Consider the following 16325-nt stretch of genomic DNA (forward strand, 5'->3'; position numbering starts at 1 on the left):
ATGGTGGCAACGAATCCTGTGCAGTTGACGATGACCGTATTATCGCTGATTTTGAGACTTATTCAGAGCCTCCTTAGTTTTCTCCAGCTATTATGTAAATGTAAACTCGCGTGATTAGCATCTGACATACAGTGGGCCGCGATCCATACCGGATACGACACCGGACCGTTACTTGCTGAAGGCCCTTAGTAGTCGGCTCAGCGACAGCACGAACAGGCCGGTCAGCGCGATACCCACGATTACCCAGTGCTCCCCGAGAAAAGCGCCGGCGCTCGTGCCAGCCAGCACGATGGCGAGAATCGGCAAATGACAGGGGCAACTGAGCACGGCCAATATCCCCCACAAGTAACCATTGCGCGACCGGGATACTTCTGTCGGTTCGCGCTCATTGTTCGTCATAAACCACCTCCAATGCATTGAAGAGTTACGACTCCCTGCAAAAGCCCAATTCGGCCACTGTCCGGTGCCACCTCAACTTACGGCCCTTTGAGAGCGCTCAACTTCACTCCATGCGCCGCCTTGGTGAGTGCCTGGGTGCAGCGATTCAGTGCGGCTCGTTTAACAGCAATTGTGTGTTGAATTTGCCGTTCGACGGCTCGACACTGCCCTTTATCCCCGTTGTCGAGCGCCTGTATAAATTCGGCAATCTCGGGGAGACCGAGACCGGCTTCACGACAGGAGCGGATCAACGCCAACCGTTGCAGGCAGCCGTCATCGAACAAGCGAGAGCCCCCCTGAGTGGTGCCACAGGCGTACACCAATCGCATGTCCAGATAAGTCCGGATCTGATGCACTGACAGGCCGCAGAGACGGGCCGCTTCGGAAATGACACAGCCTTCTTTTTGCGCCCCCGGCCCACCTTCAAGGTTGGGGTTTACCATTCGGGTATTAGCTCCCATGTTGGTCACTCCTTGCCCTGTTGAGTATAAGGTGCGCAATCCGCTGCCCCAGTTCGAAACCTTCCTGAACACTCACCATGTGCACATGCATTTTATCCCGCCCCCAGGCCTCCCCGGCCTGCCGTGAAGCAAAGAAATGGACGTCGCAACAAAACGCACTTCGAATGTCTCCCGCTGCGGCCACCGAGACTAAAGAGACGACCGCGTCCTCCGGCTCAAGCGAAACCACTCCCTGTGGCGTAACCGTCAAGGTGACCGGGTTGTTCGTCTGCGGGCAACGCGATTGCACCTGCGCCCGTTCGCCGATGACAGCTGGAAACATCAAGGCATCCAGTGCACACCAGGTATAAAGTGGCCGATCGTTGACAACAAATGCATGCGGGGTTTCTCGCAGTGTGATGCCGGAGCCGATCAGCCGTCCCTGGCCGTCGTACTCGATGGTCCCGCAGGGCAGTTTTTCCAGCACCAACTCTGCCTCATCAGTCGTCCAGTTGAGCGACTTCGCGAGCCGCTCAACAGTGACCGGTTGTCCCAGGGCAAGCTCGCGCAACAGCGTCACATGAAGCGCGGCTTCCCTTTCGCCGGTCAGACCCAGCCGTTCCACGATCTCATCCATGTTATACATTGGCGGCACCGTCTTATCCCGCACAGCACGACAATTGCTTCACGTCCTTGGTGAAGGTTTGGGCACAGAGCTTGAGCCCCTCCACCATGGTCAGGTACGGGAACAGCTCATCGGCAATGTCGTTCACGGTCATACGCGCACGCAGCGCCATGACGGCCGTCTGGATCAGCTCACCGGCTTCGCCCGCGACGGACTGGACACCCAGCAATCGTCCGCTGCCACGCTCAGCGACCATCTTGATGAAGCCCCCGGCATCGAAGTTAACCAGGGCCCGGGGCACGTTATCGAGGGTCAGGGTGCGGCTGTCGGTGTCGTATCCCTGAGCCTGGGCCTCCGCCTCGGACAGACCGACGGTGGCCACTTGTGGATCGGTAAAGATCACCTCGGGCATGGCGCTGAGGTCGAGGCTGGCGTCACCGCCGGTCATGTTAATGGCGGCCCGACTACCACCGGCGGCAGCCACGTAGACGAACTGGGGTTGATCGGTGCAGTCCCCGGCTGCATAAATGCCGGACGCGGTCGTTTGCAGGTGGTTGTCGATCCGGATCGCGCCGCGCTCGGTAGCCACGCCGACGGCCTCCAGGTTCAGGTTCTCGGTATTGGGTGTGCGGCCACTGGCCACCAGCAGTTGCTCCGCCTCCAGGGTGCCGGCGTTGGTTTGGAGGGTGAACACCCGGCCATTGTGGGTAATCTCACTGGCCTGGGTCTGCTTGAGCACCTCGATGCCCTCGCGACGGAAGGCCGCTTCCACGGCTTCACCCACCGCCGGGTCTTCCTGAGACAGCACCCGGCTGCGGGCCAGAATGGTGACCCGACTGCCAAGGCGGGCAAAGGCCTGAGCCAGCTCTATGGCCACCACCGAGGCACCAATCACAACGAGGCGCTCGGGAATGTGATCCAGCTCCAGCGCACTGGTGGACGTGAGATAGGGAGTTTCGGACAGCCCCGGAACGGGTGGTTCGGCGGGTCTTGCGCCCGTGCCGATAAAGGCCCGGTCAAAGCTCACCGTCTGTTCGCCGCCGGCGTTGAGCGTAACCGTCAGCGTGCGCTCGTCCACGAACCGCGCCTCGCCCTTGAGGACGGTAATCGCGGCATTGTCATTGAGAATATTCTGGTACTTGGACTCGCGCAGTTCCTCCACTCGTCCCTGTTGCTGAGCAAGCAGCGCCGGACGATTCACCACCGGCGCCTGGGCGCTCAGGCCGTCATCAAACGGGCTTTCCTGGCGAAGGTGGGCGATGTGAGCCGCCCGAATCATGATTTTAGAGGGCACACAGCCAATGTTGACGCAGGTTCCGCCAATGGTGCCGCGTTCGATCAGTGTCACCCGGGCACCGCGTTCAGTCGCCTTCAGGGCGGCAGCCATGGCACTACCGCCGCTGCCAATCACAGCAATGTGCAGGTTGTCGTCACTCATAAATGTTACTCCTTAGTTGATGGACTATCGCAGCAGGCGTCGTGTTTCTTCTTGCGCCAGACGGCATAACAGGTCAGGCCAATAAATAAGACCAGTGCGGGCAACAGCACGTAGTCGAGATAACCGGTCAGGGCAGCCAGGCCTAACGTTCCTAGCAAAACCACCAGTATCGGCGTGAAACAGCGCGACCAGCACGGTGCAAATGATGCTCACCCGCAACAAGGTTTGGGGTTCGCATGGTTACTCCTGTTTCGCCTGGGGCTGTTTCAACGTGGACGGGTAACCCGCGTTAGTCGTGGCTTGAGTCAGCGCCTCAACGGAGGTTTTCTCATCGTCGTAGGTAACCGTCGCATCACGTTCCTCATATCGGACATCCACAGCGCTCACGCCGTCGACCCGCTTCAGGGCAGCTTTAACCGTAATCGGGCAGGCCGAACAGGTCATGCCTGGAACGGACAAGGTCACCGTTTGTTGCGCAGCCAGGGCAGGCAGGCTGAACAGCGTAAACAGTACGGCAGCAATCAGGGACTTTTTCATGGTGTAGTGCCTCTCAGTCAACATAGTGGATCAGGTTTCAGTAAAACAGCGGTAAGACGAAGGGGAAAGCCAACGCAGTCAGAATGAGCAGCGCGACGATCCAGAAAACGACCTTGTAGGCCGTGCGCACTTGCGGTACCGCGCAAACATCGCCCGGCTGGCAGGCCCCGACAGGTCGATATATCCGGCGCCAGGCAAAGACCATCGCCACCAGTGCCGCACCGATGAACCAGGGCCGATAGGGTTCCAGGGCGGCCAGGCTGCCGACCCAGGCACCGGAAATGCCCAACGTGATCAAGACCAGGGGGCCAAGACAACAGGCAGACGCCAGAGCAGCGGCAATCCCTCCTGCGATCAGCGAACCGCGACCGGATTTTTTGGACTCTGACATTACGATGGCTCCTTTCTAAAAATGGGTGACTGAGGTAAGGTTACTCCCGTAGTCAGCTACGGAATCAACCCCTATGTCCAAAAAACAACACTCAATGACCATTGGAGCCCTGGCCAAAGCCGCCGGTATGGGAGTGGAAACCATCCGCTATTACCAGCGCCGGGGGTTAGTGGCAGAGCCTGAAAAGCCCTATGGAAGCATCCGCCATTACGACGATCAGGCGTTGGCCCGCCTGCACTTTATTCGAACGGCCCAGTGGCTGGGGTTCAGTCTGGATGAAATCGGAGGGCTGCTGACACTGCAGGACGGTACCCATTGCGATGAAGCACGGGTATTGGGCGAGCAAAAACTAGCCAGTGTGCGGGCGAAAATTTCAAGCCTGCGACGCATCGAGCGTGCGCTGGACGGGTTAGTGCAGGAATGCTGCGCTCAGCGTGGGAATGTTGAATGCCCATTAATCACATCGCTCCAGGATGGGCTTGAAAACTCGGCTTTTACCTGATTAAAGAACAAGACAGTCCGTGAACGAGGCGTACACAAAATTAAGGGCTGAAGGGAGGTACGCTAACCTCACCAACCAAAAAAAGCAGGGCCTCCCGAAGGGCGAGACACTAGGCATGGCGCCCACTCGCCCTGCGATTGACAGCTACCTTTGCTATTATTACATTTAGTTACACCCTTATATCTTTTAGCGTTTTTCGCAAGGTTGAAATTCATGCTGTTCCGTCAGTTCTTCGACAAAACATCCAGCACCTACACCTATCTCATTGCGTCCGGCCGGGGTCGAGAAGCGCTCATCATCGACCCCGTAAAAGAGTCGACGGAGGCCTATCTTGGGTTAATTAATCAACTTGATCTTAAGCTTGTCCGGGCGATTGATACCCACACTCATGCTGACCACGTCACTGCCCTTGGTGATCTGCGTGACGCCACCCAATGCGTCACCATCATGGGTGAATTTACTAACGCGGAATGCGTATCAGAACATGTATCGGAAGGTGATCGAATTGATATCGACGGCATTCGGTTGGAAGCCATTTACACTCCGGGTCACACTGATGAATCCTTCAGTTTTTACTGGAATCAGGGCGACCAGAAGGCGGTATTCACTGGCGATGTGTTATTGATTCGCGGTAGTGGCCGGACTGATTTTCAGGGCGGCGACCCACGCAAGAGCTACGATTCTATCGTTAACAAACTGTTCCGCTTACCTGACGATACGTTGGTATATCCAGCGCATGACTACAAAGGAATGCTGAGCTCCTCCATCTACGAGGAGAAGCATTACAACCCACGTCTGGCGGGCAAATCGGAAGCCGAGTACGCCCGGATCATGAATAATCTTAACTTGCCCGACCCCAAACTGATGGATGTTGCCGTGCCTGCAAATCTGGCATGCGGAAAGCAACCGTGACGTTTGTAAGCATGGATTGTTACCCAATGGCGCAGCACTCTGCATTGAGTACTGAGTCCGGCCTCGATCGTGCCCTGGCGATAGCGATCCTTGCTGGCATTCTCGCCGGTCTCTTTTTGGATAAACCCAGCCGCTATGAGCTGACATAAACTTATTCAGAAGTTCCCTGAAATTAAAGGAGATATTCGATGGATATCAAACAACTTGATGAGCGCTTTAGTGTAACGGCGCAACCTGGTATTGACGATATTGAACAACTGGCAAACGCGGGTTTCCGCACGATTATTGCCAGCAGAGCTCGAAATGAAACGGACGACCAGCCTGATACCCAAACCCTGAAAAACAAGGCAGAGTCCCTGGGCATGACGTGGTACGAAATTCCAGTCGAACCGGGAAAGTACGCCCCTGAGGATATCGAGGCTTTTGCCAGCGCTTTGCAATCATCCACGGACCCGGTTCTCGGCTATTGTCGCACCGGGAAGCGCGCCATCCACTTGTGGGCCTATGCCAAGGCGGCTCACTATCCGATCGCGGACCTGCTCAGCCAAGCCAGCGCAGCCGGCTATGATCTGGAACCACTGCGGGACGATCTTGAGATATATCGAAATCGGATGGGTCAGAAGTGATCGCGAGATCGTCCCGTTAAAACTGGCCTTAAAATGTCAAAATGCCTTGGTGCCATCCGAGGGCTCACGAGCATGACTTTGTCGTTGATGATCGTCACATCTACTGGCCCAAATAAAAAGGACGCGCCACCCACTGGATAACGCGCCCCACAGTGCTTTCCAGGCTCTACAACTCGCCGGTGTGATTCGCCCCAACGGGGTTGCCGAACTCAAACGCATCGAGCTCGCGGTTCAGTTTCGGTACCGGCAAAGTGAATGCGCTGGGAGGGTTCACGGGCGCCGTACTCCTGGCCGGCTTCGCTCTCTTCATGGTGGTTGAGAGCATTGATCGCTTTATCCATCCGGTCACGATTTCGTTCAACGGCGCTATTTTCGTAGCGATCATCGGACTGATCGTCAACGGCGTGTCGGCATAAATTCTTGGCGACCACCATGACCACAGTCATGCCCACCAGGAAGACGATTCACACCACTCTCATGACCATCACGACCACAACCGCCGTGCGGCCTATTTCCACGTGTTGGCCGATGCGCTCACCTCTGTATTGGCCATCGTGGCTCTGCTTGCGGGTAAATACGCCGGGTGGAACTGGATGGACCCGGCAATGGGTATCGTCGGTGCCATTCTCATTACCCGGTGGTCTTGGGGATTATTGAAAGCCACATCGCGCGTGTTACTCGATCAACAGCAAACCGGTATCCAGCAGGGCGTTAAACGAGCGGTAGAATGCGGCGATACGCGCGTGAGTGATCTTCATGTTTGGTCGATTGGGCCTAACTTGTATGCTGCGATTGTCGCGGTCGTTACCCATGACCCTCAGCCGCCCGGTCATTACCGCGATCGTATCCAAACGGATAACGCATCACTTGTGCATGTGACTGTGATAGTCCATACCTGTCCAATGCATTGCGAACTCTCTCAGGATGGGTAGCCAACCACTGTCATACTAAACATTAATCGGAGCCCTCGATCAGGCTAGCAACTTTGGCCAGCAGGGTGCTTGCGGCGTTGTCCGTAAACTGCTGCCCTTCCTCGATGTAGCCCCGCACCGCCCCGTCATGCTTCCAGCCGCCCTGACGCTTGATCTGCGCAAAGTCGACCTTCTCCCGCGCGGCGGCGGTGGATAAACCGCGCCGGAAGCTGTGACTGCTCAGGGTCGGCACGAAGTCCAGGTCGCAGGTTTCCCCGAGCGCCTTCAGGATACGGTTCACTGACCCGCCTGAGAGGGCTTGGGGTTGCAACCGATCCCAGCGATTGACGGCTCGAAAGACGGGTCCTTCGTGAATGCCCGCGCGCTTTAGCCAGTTTTCGAGGGCACTGACCGGGCAGACCGGCCCGTTGCCCCGAGGCAGGGCCCGCTTTAGCCCCTCACCGTGAGGATCCGTTTTCGAGCGCGGCAGAGTCACCACAAGCCCTTCCGGCTCCCACGACAAATCCTCCACTTCAATAGTCACCAACTCACTGCGGCGAAACGCCCCAAAAAAACCGACCTGCAGCAGGGCCCAGTCGCGATGCTTCTTGAGCGAGTCAGGCTGCTGCTGGAGTGTTTGCAGAAAGACGGCAATGTGTTCGAGGCGCAGCGCCCGGGCTTGCCGTTTCGGCCGACCATGGACGCGACGAATCCCTTCCAACGTTTTGCGCACGCCAGGGTCCCGAGCGGGATCACGCAATCCCTGAGTCTGGTGCCAGCGCCCCAGGGCCGTCAGGTAGACATCCAGCGTGCGAGGATTAAGCGCGACTGCCTGGTCGGACAGGTAGGCCGCCAAGGTCGCCGGCTGTGTCGGTAGACGTCCGCCCCAGCGCTCAAAGCTTCGAATGGCCGCACGGTAGGTTCGGCGCGTGTTGTCCGTGGTGGCCATGTGGATGTACCGATTAGCCGAATCGGCTAACAGGGTCTTTTCCGTATTACGTAATGTGGACCTGGTGGTGGGTTTTGGATCCATGATCACTCCAATTCGAGGCGTGCTCTCAAGAGCCGGTGGTGTACCGGTGTTACAGGGGCAGAATAGAGCAGACCACACTCTAACGCACGTTAATGCTCTTTAACGTGCGTTATGTTTCTTAAATTAACTTTGTTAATTATCTCATAAATAACGTAATATTACATATCACGTTATATGAAAAAAATGAGGCATGTCATGGCCCGCGCCGGAATTACCTACCAGGATGTCGCCAACGCTGCGCAACGCGTCCGCCAACGCGGTGACGAGCCTACTGTCGACCGGGTGCGATCGGAACTCGGTACCGGCAGTCGCAGCACGCTTGGGCCAATGCTGAAACGTTGGAAAACAGGCAGCGAAGCCGCAGCGCATCTGAACGGACTCCCGGCTGACTTGGTGGCCGCCGTGAAAGCCCTGCATGAGCGAGCTCAATACGCGGCCGATGAACGTATTACGCAGGAGCGCGAAGCGCACCAGACGCTGGAACAGCAATGGCGCACCGAGCTGGAAGAGGTGCGGCAGCGGTGCGAGTCACTGGAAGAGCAACGCTGCGGACTGGAGAAGGCCAATGAAGCGCTTCGCAACGAAAGCGATGCCCAGGCCCACGCTCTGCAACAGGAACAGCACCGGGCGGCCTCACTCACGTCCAAACTGGAGGCAAGTCAGGAGAAACTCAGTGAGACCACTGCAACCGTCCAAGAGATGAAGCAGGAAAACCGCGATATCCGCAGCCATTTCGAGCACTACCAGCAGGAGATTGCCGAGGATCGCCGTCATGAACGGGATCAGTTTCACAGGACCCAGTCAGGACTGGAGGGTCAGGTGGATCAGCTGACGCAGCAGCTCCGTTCCAGCGAACAGGATCGCGACACGCTGAGACAACATCGCGACCAAATAAACCAGCGCTATAAGGCCAGTCAGGATCACGCTGAAAACTTGAAAGAAAAGTTGCACGCGAGCCAGGCCGTCATAACACAATGGGCAACGCGAACAGAAACGCTGGAAGCGACAGTCGACCGCCTCCAGCTGGAGCGAGATAGCGACGCCGAACACCGGGAGAAGCTTGGTGCGGCCCTAACGGATTCTGAAAAACATCTCGCGGCCTGCCAGCAGCGGATCTCCGACCTCAGAGAGCGCGTGGCAGCGGCTGACGACCGAAACCAGTTCCTCAACGATCAGAACCGCGAATTACTCCAGGAGAAAGCTGTCCTCCAGGGTCAATTGAAACAACTTCAAACAAGCCTGGCTAAATAGCCGGTGATTGACGGCCCGATCAGCCCTGAGAGTTGCAAGCAATGCCACTCGCGCAAGGAGAAGTTAGATGTCTACCGTGATCTTTGGCAGGCTGCGATAGTTTAGGGTTTGTAAAACAGATGGTTAACGGGCTTTTTGGAGGATTTCGTCAGAATCGTTGCCGTTCCTGAAAAAGCGCTAAATACTTCTTCAAAGGCGGGGAGAATGTAAAAAAACCTGAACAGCGTTGAGGCCAAAAGGCCCATGCCAGAGCGAAAGCTGCCGCGGATAACAGTTTCACCGCTCTGGCACAGTTCGGTTAGAGCGTTGCGGGTCTGTGGGGCGCGGTCACCATCTCAGGACTTCAGCTGGCTCTGAGTTTCGATCCACTCATGGAGTCGTTCCGGAACCGCAACCGTCCTCTGTGCCCGGGACGCGGCGAGATACACCTTTGACAAGCCGCTGGCCACGTATTGCGCCTGCTTGTTCGGTGTGATCAGTTCCGGCGACAACATGACGTTGGGGAACTGCCAGTTCTTGGCGTCTTCGACCCGGCCGAGCGTATAGTGGCCGCGTCCCATCAGCTGAACCTTGGACATGATGTTCTTGAAGTCGGTCGCGCTGTAACCCTTCATCAGCATGGCTTTTATCTTTCCAAACACCTGCATGCGCCCATAGGATTTCTCCAAGGCATCCCAATCCCGGAACCGGAATAGATCAGAGCTGGAGGGGCGGTACCCGCGGTGCAGCATCAACAGCGCGTCGACAAACGCAGGTAAGGCAAAGGCGGTACCAGGCAACAGTGACACTCGAGCGCCGGCGTTCACCAGCTGATGAAGATACTCGAACACATGGAAATGGGTCCCGCAAAGAATCGCGTATGGCGTTTTCGGAATACGGCGTGTCAGATAAAATTGGCACTGCGTATCGAGCTCTTTGGAGCCTTTCAACACCTCCATTTTCTGGAATGCCGGGTGTGCCTCCAGCACCGGGTTGATGACGACGCCTATACCCTCCCCTGCACGCATCGACAGATTCATTTCTCTGCGCAATGTATGCGATGAGAACCTGGGCGCTGCCCCCTGAACGTTCTGGAACGTATCGCCGAGTGAGTAAACAGCAACTCCGCACTGATCGAGCAGGCAAGCCATGGCCGGCGTGAGATCGTGAGCTTCGTCGACGAGCGCGAATTTCAGGTCGAGTGGCCGCGTGTCTGTTCCAGACACTCGCAGGCTGTTGCGATCTTTTTTCGGCACCAGTGACGCCCACTTGATCAGGTGGTAGTGACGAACTGGCTGCCAACGCTCCGACGAGCTGGGCCCCGTCAGCTGGTCCCAATAGGCTTGTGCATGACCAATCAGAAGACGCTGCTCGGCCGCGGAGAGCGCCAGATGCGCATACGTCAGGTGCAAAGGGCCAACGACAGATGCATCGGACTCACAAAATTTGAACAGAATGGCGCGTACCGCCTTTGCGACCCCCTCGGGCGTTAACGAGCCTACGCGACCGTAACCCATAGTGTCTGCAATGGTACCGTCGGATATATTGAAGTCTAACTGCGCGTGTAAACCCCGAACGGCGCCAGGCGGAATCCCTGCATCGATGAGGTGGTCCCGGGCGAACTGACCGAACAGAAAGTGATGGACGTTTTGCATGTCGACGTCAGACAGGATGCCCTGCAGCTGGCCCTGCGTCTTGGCCAGAATCGCAGTGTGCTCCCCAGGCAGCGACTGCAATATGGCCCGGATCATGTGTGTTTTTCCGGTCCCCGCGAATCCTTGAATGTGAACCGGTTCCTCGGGATCCCCCAGTATCGCAGTAGCAATGCGGCTCTGGTGGGTGTTCAGCCCAAGCTTTTGTAAAGTCGGGTCATCGCTGTAGAAGCTTTTGCCCAGGCGCCGGTTAACGACATCTGCGTTGAAGTCACCGTTAAGCGTGCCGTCCGCATTAACCGCCGGCGCCGCGTCTTTCTCGGACTCAAATTGCAGGTCTACTCTCAGTGCCGGCATCAAATCCAGGCTCTGTCTAAGCTGTGTCGGGTCAAAATCCATTGCCGCCATCCGGCGAAACTCTGCCAGTGCCGCTGGGGTGTTGAGTTGTTGAAGCAGGTCGTTGAGCGCACGCTGAAGGTGATGGGCGGCTTTGTCGGGGTTCGATGCCAGTTTTGGCAGCATGCCCAGCAGATAAACGCAGGCTGTCTCAAGGCGCGAGGCATCGGAGAACCAGGTGCCTGGTGACCCACTGGATAGAAGTCGATCAACGGCCGTTGATGTAATCGGCAAAATGACAAGAGGAGGGCGTGTTTGACTGTCCGCATCGTTCCATGGATAGGGCATGTGTTGATGTCCGAGTGACTCAGGCGTTCCAAACTTCTGGAGTAAGTAGTCATAATCAACGGGCAGAGCTTCATTTTCAAGGTTGGGGTTGGCGGGGTGGTGGTTCCCGATGCTGTGAATTACTCGGGGTTTAGGTCAGAAGTGATGGAAGCTACCTTTTGACAAATTCCAATCTATACGGCCAATGCAACGACTCCGGCAAGATCCAGAAGTTGTGGGGGTTAGGGGCCGGGCGATCGCTGGTGGGCTTTGGGAAAGCCAAGATTCTAAGCAACGACGCTGAGCGGTTTGGCTACGAGCTGGCGCAGCGCAGATCAGACCCGGCGTAATCATCAAAGAGCAGGCAAAGCAGGACAAAGGCTGTAAGCTCATGGGTTCCTACTTGCTGAACGCTTCCAATGGCCGCGTTTTTGGTACACCGTCGCAAGCGGCGACCTGCTATGGTCAGGAAACCCGCATCATGGTAGGTGGCAAGCTCGCGCTTGGTCCGAAGACCGTCACACCGCAGAAGCCCGCCGGGGCTGCGCAGGCGGGTGTGTGGGCGATGGTGCCATTGGCTCGACCGGGCCAGAAACGCGACAACTGGTCGTTATAAGGGGGGTGAATGACGTTTTCCGTCGAGCAATTTAATGCGATCGATGAGTTTGAAATGTTGATGGGCGTCTTGCGAGAGCAGAGTAACCGGCTGACGGCAATGTTGAGTGATGCCGAGGTCATCCATCAAGAGATCTACCCTCTGCCGAAGCTCAGCAGAGCGGAAGAGAAGGATCCTCCAACGGATGTATCGGTCGCCCCTGTCGTGGGGGTGCAAGCGCGCTCAGCCCTTTTGGCGTCCATGTCAGACTGGCATTTTGATATGGGCATGAGCGGCCGCTTTGTCAGCCGCACACCGGGGGTTTGGATCGGCCGAAGCGCCGAGCCAGAGGCTATTCTTACCCTGGTTGAGGCGATCAATCAGACCAAGGACGCCCTGCAGGCCGCTATGGCACGAATGGGCGATCGGCACGACCGGTTCGCATTGATCAGCACTCGGTTCAAGCGCCTGGTGCTCAAACAGTTGACCCGCCACCTGTTGGTTCTTTCCCCTGCCCCGGCGGTTCAGTCTGTCCGCTTTACATGGGGCCAAAAAGTCGCCATCAAGAAAATCACGCGGCAGGAAGCGATCGAAATGGTCGGGCGGTACCGTGCCGACGGCCTCTCCGAGGGCGCGGACCCGACGTCCTTTGAGAGTTGGATTCAGGATGACATCAGCGCGTTGATGTCGCTGGCGGAATCGGATGAGCTGCGAGTGCGTCGGGTGCTGCGGCCAAGGCCGATGATGAATCTGCGTTTTGCGATTGGTCGGGACGAAGATGATCATCCGCAAACTCTGTTGCGCGAGGCCCACACGCCGGTAATCATCTTGAACCCTCAACGCGATGTCCGGGTTGGACCTTTGAAGTCCTTTGTCGCCGCTGACCGCGCCGGGAAACCACCCCGCTCTGATAGCGGCCGGTATGAGCCTGTCAGCCATTGCGCCCCAATATACAGAGTGCTCTAATTGTTGGCGCCCAGACCTAATATTGGAAACACTGCACTGACGCTCAAAACAGTCCAATGGTTCGTCGGTTGGGTCTGAACGATGACCAGGTCGATGATGTGTGGCGATGCCATCGCAACAGACAGGCGACCCAGAACAATGGTTCATCGGTTGCTGGCGCTGTGGACAACCGTTGCGGGAATGGTTCGTACATTGCTCGGCCTGGTCCGTCGTTTGCTCATGCCCTAACCGATCTTGTAACTCATGGCCCGTCGGTTGCTGTCGATGGTTCGTCTGTTGCCAATCATGGTCCGTACATTGTTTTTTCGCTAATTTTATCCATGTATATCAGCGCTTTACAGCCCTTAAAGAGAATACTGGTTAACGAGAATAAGAAAAAAATGTTATTAAACGTTCTGTTCTCTGTGGATAACAGCCAATTCAGTGCTCCCGGACAACACCTTCGCGATCGCAGATGCGAACGGCCCAACCAGACCCTTATCTACTGTTTTTCAATACCTTACAAGACTTTTCCCATTTCTCACTGAGCAATAGGCGATTTTAAAGGTACGTCGTGAACCATCATCCTCTCGAGGCAATAGGCGATTTTTACAGCACCACTGCAACCAAGTTGCCATTTCAACGACACCACTTGAACCAATACGTCATTCAAACGATACGTCGCGAACCAACAAGCGCCCTCAACGACACGCCGTGAACCAACATGCGATTTATACGACACGACTTGAACCATTGCGAATAATGGTCAATACTCGCTACCCATCAACCTGCGTTCTTTATGACCGCTGGTGGACTATCCCTTACGGACATCGCACAAACGGATCGCGAGTACGACGACATCATGGCGCAGAATACAAAGCCCACCATCAGTAGCCTTTTCATCCCGGTATCGGTCACTCGAAGCCTGGAAAAGGCTCGGGCGAAAATAAAAAACGCCGGGTTAATTGCTCAAGAATCGGAATTCTTGCTGACGGTCCTGGACATGAGCTCCGAACGTCTGGAATCTCTATCAGCGCTAGACGACGTCGTCGTGCTGGAAATGCCGGACATCTCCGAGGGCATGAAGACACGCGAGCAGGTAGGCAACACACAGCGCGCCATCACATCCAAGTGCAAACGGCTCACCAGCGCCGGCTTTTTCCGCATGACAGACGGTGTTCGCGATCCGAAACGCGGTGGCCGTCTCCCTCTGTACTTCATTCTTCAGCCCATCCACGAAGCGGATTTTGAGCATGAAGATGCCAGAGAACTGCGAGAACGCGCACAAGGCCATCGAAATCACCGCGTAAAAACGACACAAGCCACGCTGAAATTTCTCAGAGAGTCGGATGCGCAGTTGATCTCCCATATGAGGGATATCAAACCGGTTACGGAGACGATCTTTACCGGGCTACTGGACCGCGCCATGCGCTTCAGCACCAAAGAGAAACCGGACAACAATCGCATCAGTAGCAAGTTCAAGGTGAAAGGGGTCGAAATCCTCGTGCTGGCCACGACTGCCACCGGCCCCTCCTCAGAGTTAGCCGCACTATCAGATCAACGCGTCATTCGTGCCCTGCTGTCGGAAATCGTCGACTGGATCGATAAAACGATCAATGAATACATTCTCTATGTTGAGCAGCCTCGACAGCCGTCTTTGTTCGGTGATGACGAAGAACCCGCCGATGCCCTGGCTGGGATTTCAGCCACAGCGTCTGAACGGATTGACCACGATATACCCGATGAGGATGACAGCGTTGATCTGCAGACTCGCGCAGAGCAACAGCGCGAAGCCCTCGAGCAGGCCGCTACTGATCGCATCCGCAATTCATTCGTCATTGATGTCGTCAACATTGCCAAGAGGATGGGCTACAAGAATCCTCACAGCACCTCGGCGCGACGTTTCATCAACCAAAGCCTGCGGCGGCTCTATGACACCAATTTCCGCATGGTCATTCGTGGAAAACATGACGGAGAAGTTGCAAAGGTTATGCGGATGTTCGGACTCTCGGACGTTGCCAGTGACTTTCGCTTCTTGACGGATCTGAAAAGCCAATACGACGACGCGTTCCTTGATGAGTCCGACGAAGACATTCAAACCGACACAGCGGCCGGCACAATACCGGCACAAATCGACGTCGACAGCAAAGAAGTTCAGCGCATTGAGAATGACGTCGATCCCTATGCCCAAGGTGAGCTGGAGCGAGTGCGGTTTTGGCGTCTGTCCCTCGATACCATGCTGTTTGATAAACTTCTGAACCCGGAAGAGCGGAAGCTGTTCACCGCTCATGAAGAGATCATGAAAGAGCAGTCCGGGCTGGGCCAGACACTCTACAACCTGTTCACCAGCACGCTGGGCCGACGCAATCGCGGAGCTGAAGAGCGCGTCTTTGTCACTACCCTGCACCAGCTCCATAACACCCTGTGGGCCACACGCCGCTACGCCCGGTTCCAGGAAGACTTCTGCGAGCTCATGAAGCGGTATATGCCGAAAGGCAGCTGGGACGAGTCGCTCACCAGCAACAAAGCGCGAATGTTCGGGTACGTCTTTGTGCTGAAACATGCGGATGTCGAGAAAAATGGACGGCCGATCAAAGTACTGGAACTGACCGTAACCCGGGACCGAGACGATCCGTTGTCTGGCGACAATTCCTATTTCAACAAGCAAATCAGTGGACGTTTAAAGACATTCGATCAACCTGCTACTGAAACCGAGGACGCCCACGAATCCCTTGCGGCATCCAGCGTAGAGGCGCAGAAGCAGGAGCTCGTCGATCAGCCTTGGTTCCAGACGCTTTCCGACGCCAAGCAGCGCCAGATTTTAAACCGGTACCCAGCGCTTCGTGTCGACGACCAGCGAGTTGTTAAGCGCCATGGTCTGTCTTCACCGTATGTGCGTGAACTGATGGGATTTGAAGTATGAACTGAGCCAACGATAAGCTTATCTGTCTGGCAATTATTGCCTGCTTATCGATCAAAACTTCAGGCTGCCAAAAGCATTGTTATGCTTTTCAATCATTTTTTGGAGCTTTGGCTTGGTCACTATCTTGCACGGATAAGGCTGCATTTTGTGTGTTTCTATAGTTTCGGTATTTGACAACGCAGTAAACCATTCAGTTGGGTCTATATCCCGGCGTTCTCTTCTTTCAAGAACCACTGTTCTGCGGTCAAGAACTGAATGAACGCCGGTCTCTAAATCAATTCTATCCGGATAAGCACGACCTCTCGTCGTAGGATTCAATTGGTCAGCTATTTCGCCTTCAACCAACTTAGTGTAATCAGTACGCACTAAGGCAAAATCGTCCTCTAGTTTATTTTCCATTCTCTGTTTCCAGCCCGTTTCAATGGCTATCAAATACTCACCACAAACAAAGTAGCTATCGTCAG

Annotated in this window: 17 protein-coding genes and 1 pseudogene; 8 read left to right on the plus strand and 10 right to left on the minus strand. The window is 55.8% G+C overall.

Going from position 1 to position 16325, the window contains the following annotated elements:
• Nucleotides 1-168: 168 nt before the first annotated feature.
• From merE to merT, 7 genes are all read right to left on the minus strand, one after another.
• Nucleotides 169-399 (minus strand): broad-spectrum mercury transporter MerE, encoded by a 231-nt coding sequence (merE, locus tag MLC70_RS14815; protein ID WP_008295681.1) that lies wholly within the window; start codon nt 397-399, stop codon nt 169-171.
• A gap of 77 nt (nt 400-476) precedes the next feature.
• Complete coding sequence (locus tag MLC70_RS14820) at nt 477-881, minus strand: MerR family transcriptional regulator (protein WP_137093190.1); 405 nt, start codon at nt 879-881, stop codon at nt 477-479.
• A 7-nt stretch (nt 882-888) separates the two neighbouring features.
• Nucleotides 889-1524 carry an organomercurial lyase MerB gene (gene merB / locus MLC70_RS14825; RefSeq protein WP_023559548.1) on the minus strand — a complete coding sequence of 212 codons (636 nt, stop codon included), beginning with the start codon at nt 1522-1524 and terminating at the stop codon, nt 889-891.
• A 13-nt stretch (nt 1525-1537) separates the two neighbouring features.
• Nucleotides 1538-2941 (minus strand): mercury(II) reductase, encoded by a 1404-nt coding sequence (gene merA, locus MLC70_RS14830; RefSeq protein WP_248185093.1) that lies wholly within the window; start codon nt 2939-2941, stop codon nt 1538-1540.
• 5 nt (nt 2942-2946) lie between these two features.
• A complete protein-coding gene (gene merF / locus MLC70_RS14835) occupies nt 2947-3105 on the minus strand; it encodes a mercury resistance system transport protein MerF (protein WP_232774866.1) in 159 nt (52 codons plus the stop codon).
• Between the two features lie 76 nt (nt 3106-3181).
• Nucleotides 3182-3478, minus strand: coding sequence for a mercury resistance system periplasmic binding protein MerP (gene merP, locus MLC70_RS14840; RefSeq protein ID WP_023659522.1), 297 nt, complete (start codon nt 3476-3478; stop codon nt 3182-3184).
• Nucleotides 3479-3515: 37 nt separating this feature from the next.
• Complete coding sequence (gene merT / locus MLC70_RS14845) at nt 3516-3869, minus strand: mercuric ion transporter MerT (RefSeq protein ID WP_008295676.1); 354 nt, start codon at nt 3867-3869, stop codon at nt 3516-3518.
• A 73-nt stretch (nt 3870-3942) separates the two neighbouring features.
• Between merT and merR the strand changes: the two genes are divergently transcribed.
• From merR to dmeF, 4 genes and pseudogenes are all read left to right on the plus strand, one after another.
• Entirely contained in the window at nt 3943-4371 is a 429-nt protein-coding gene (gene merR / locus MLC70_RS14850; RefSeq protein WP_015077956.1) for a mercury resistance transcriptional regulator MerR, read from the plus strand.
• A 213-nt stretch (nt 4372-4584) separates the two neighbouring features.
• Nucleotides 4585-5283 carry an MBL fold metallo-hydrolase gene (locus tag MLC70_RS14855; protein WP_008295674.1) on the plus strand — a complete coding sequence of 233 codons (699 nt, stop codon included), beginning with the start codon at nt 4585-4587 and terminating at the stop codon, nt 5281-5283.
• A gap of 188 nt (nt 5284-5471) precedes the next feature.
• Nucleotides 5472-5909, plus strand: coding sequence for a protein tyrosine phosphatase family protein (locus MLC70_RS14860; protein WP_008295672.1), 438 nt, complete (start codon nt 5472-5474; stop codon nt 5907-5909).
• Between the two features lie 251 nt (nt 5910-6160).
• Nucleotides 6161-6841 (plus strand): annotated as a pseudogene (dmeF, locus tag MLC70_RS14865) (CDF family Co(II)/Ni(II) efflux transporter DmeF).
• 22 nt (nt 6842-6863) lie between these two features.
• Here the strand turns inward: dmeF and MLC70_RS14870 are convergent.
• Complete coding sequence (locus MLC70_RS14870; RefSeq protein ID WP_075195078.1) at nt 6864-7853, minus strand: site-specific integrase; 990 nt, start codon at nt 7851-7853, stop codon at nt 6864-6866.
• 195 nt (nt 7854-8048) lie between these two features.
• Here MLC70_RS14870 and MLC70_RS14875 point away from each other — a divergent pair, with 195 nt between their 5' ends.
• Nucleotides 8049-9104, plus strand: a complete 1056-nt coding sequence (locus MLC70_RS14875) for a DNA-binding protein (protein ID WP_075195079.1) — start codon at nt 8049-8051, stop codon at nt 9102-9104.
• Nucleotides 9105-9439: 335 nt separating this feature from the next.
• On the opposite strand, the gene MLC70_RS14880 is transcribed toward MLC70_RS14875, so the two are convergent.
• Nucleotides 9440-11095, minus strand: a complete 1656-nt coding sequence (locus tag MLC70_RS14880) for a DEAD/DEAH box helicase family protein (RefSeq protein WP_248185095.1) — start codon at nt 11093-11095, stop codon at nt 9440-9442.
• 694 nt (nt 11096-11789) lie between these two features.
• On the opposite strand from MLC70_RS14880, the gene MLC70_RS14885 reads away from it, so the two are divergent.
• The 3 genes from MLC70_RS14885 (at nt 11790) to MLC70_RS14895 (ending at nt 15861) form a co-directional block, all read left to right on the plus strand.
• Nucleotides 11790-12014, plus strand: coding sequence for a hypothetical protein (locus MLC70_RS14885; protein ID WP_248185098.1), 225 nt, complete (start codon nt 11790-11792; stop codon nt 12012-12014).
• Nucleotides 12015-12023: 9 nt separating this feature from the next.
• Nucleotides 12024-12959, plus strand: coding sequence for a DNA replication terminus site-binding protein (locus MLC70_RS14890; RefSeq protein WP_248185102.1), 936 nt, complete (start codon nt 12024-12026; stop codon nt 12957-12959).
• A 778-nt stretch (nt 12960-13737) separates the two neighbouring features.
• Entirely contained in the window at nt 13738-15861 is a 2124-nt protein-coding gene (locus MLC70_RS14895) for a hypothetical protein (protein ID WP_248185105.1), read from the plus strand.
• Between the two features lie 51 nt (nt 15862-15912).
• On the opposite strand, the gene MLC70_RS14900 is transcribed toward MLC70_RS14895, so the two are convergent.
• Nucleotides 15913-16260: a hypothetical protein gene (locus MLC70_RS14900; RefSeq protein ID WP_248185107.1), complete on the minus strand. Its 348-nt coding sequence runs from the start codon at nt 16258-16260 to the stop codon at nt 15913-15915.
• Nucleotides 16261-16325 lie beyond the last annotated feature (65 nt).

It is taken from the genome of Marinobacter goseongensis (assembly GCF_023156235.1).
In the GTDB taxonomy this organism is placed as follows: Bacteria; Pseudomonadota; Gammaproteobacteria; order Pseudomonadales; family Oleiphilaceae; genus Marinobacter; species Marinobacter goseongensis.

What these genes read in the sequence shown, in the direction of transcription:
- MLC70_RS14860 (WP_008295672.1), top strand. Translation starts at nt 5,472, where the DNA reads ATGGATATCAAACAACTTGATGAGCGCTTTAGTGTAACGGCGCAACCT.
- MLC70_RS14885 (WP_248185098.1), top strand. Translation starts at nt 11,790, where the DNA reads ATGGGTTCCTACTTGCTGAACGCTTCCAATGGCCGCGTTTTTGGTACA.
- MLC70_RS14895 (WP_248185105.1), top strand. Translation starts at nt 13,738, where the DNA reads ATGACCGCTGGTGGACTATCCCTTACGGACATCGCACAAACGGATCGC.
- MLC70_RS14870 (WP_075195078.1), bottom strand. Translation starts at nt 7,853, where the DNA reads ATGGATCCAAAACCCACCACCAGGTCCACATTACGTAATACGGAAAAG.
- MLC70_RS14820 (WP_137093190.1), bottom strand. Translation starts at nt 881, where the DNA reads ATGGTAAACCCCAACCTTGAAGGTGGGCCGGGGGCGCAAAAAGAAGGC.
- MLC70_RS14890 (WP_248185102.1), top strand. Translation starts at nt 12,024, where the DNA reads ATGACGTTTTCCGTCGAGCAATTTAATGCGATCGATGAGTTTGAAATG.
- merE (WP_008295681.1), bottom strand. Translation starts at nt 399, where the DNA reads ATGACGAACAATGAGCGCGAACCGACAGAAGTATCCCGGTCGCGCAAT.
- MLC70_RS14875 (WP_075195079.1), top strand. Translation starts at nt 8,049, where the DNA reads ATGGCCCGCGCCGGAATTACCTACCAGGATGTCGCCAACGCTGCGCAA.
- MLC70_RS14855 (WP_008295674.1), top strand. Translation starts at nt 4,585, where the DNA reads ATGCTGTTCCGTCAGTTCTTCGACAAAACATCCAGCACCTACACCTAT.
- merT (WP_008295676.1), bottom strand. Translation starts at nt 3,869, where the DNA reads ATGTCAGAGTCCAAAAAATCCGGTCGCGGTTCGCTGATCGCAGGAGGG.
- merA (WP_248185093.1), bottom strand. Translation starts at nt 2,941, where the DNA reads ATGAGTGACGACAACCTGCACATTGCTGTGATTGGCAGCGGCGGTAGT.
- merR (WP_015077956.1), top strand. Translation starts at nt 3,943, where the DNA reads ATGTCCAAAAAACAACACTCAATGACCATTGGAGCCCTGGCCAAAGCC.
- merB (WP_023559548.1), bottom strand. Translation starts at nt 1,524, where the DNA reads ATGTATAACATGGATGAGATCGTGGAACGGCTGGGTCTGACCGGCGAA.
- MLC70_RS14900 (WP_248185107.1), bottom strand. Translation starts at nt 16,260, where the DNA reads ATGGAAAATAAACTAGAGGACGATTTTGCCTTAGTGCGTACTGATTAC.
- merP (WP_023659522.1), bottom strand. Translation starts at nt 3,478, where the DNA reads ATGAAAAAGTCCCTGATTGCTGCCGTACTGTTTACGCTGTTCAGCCTG.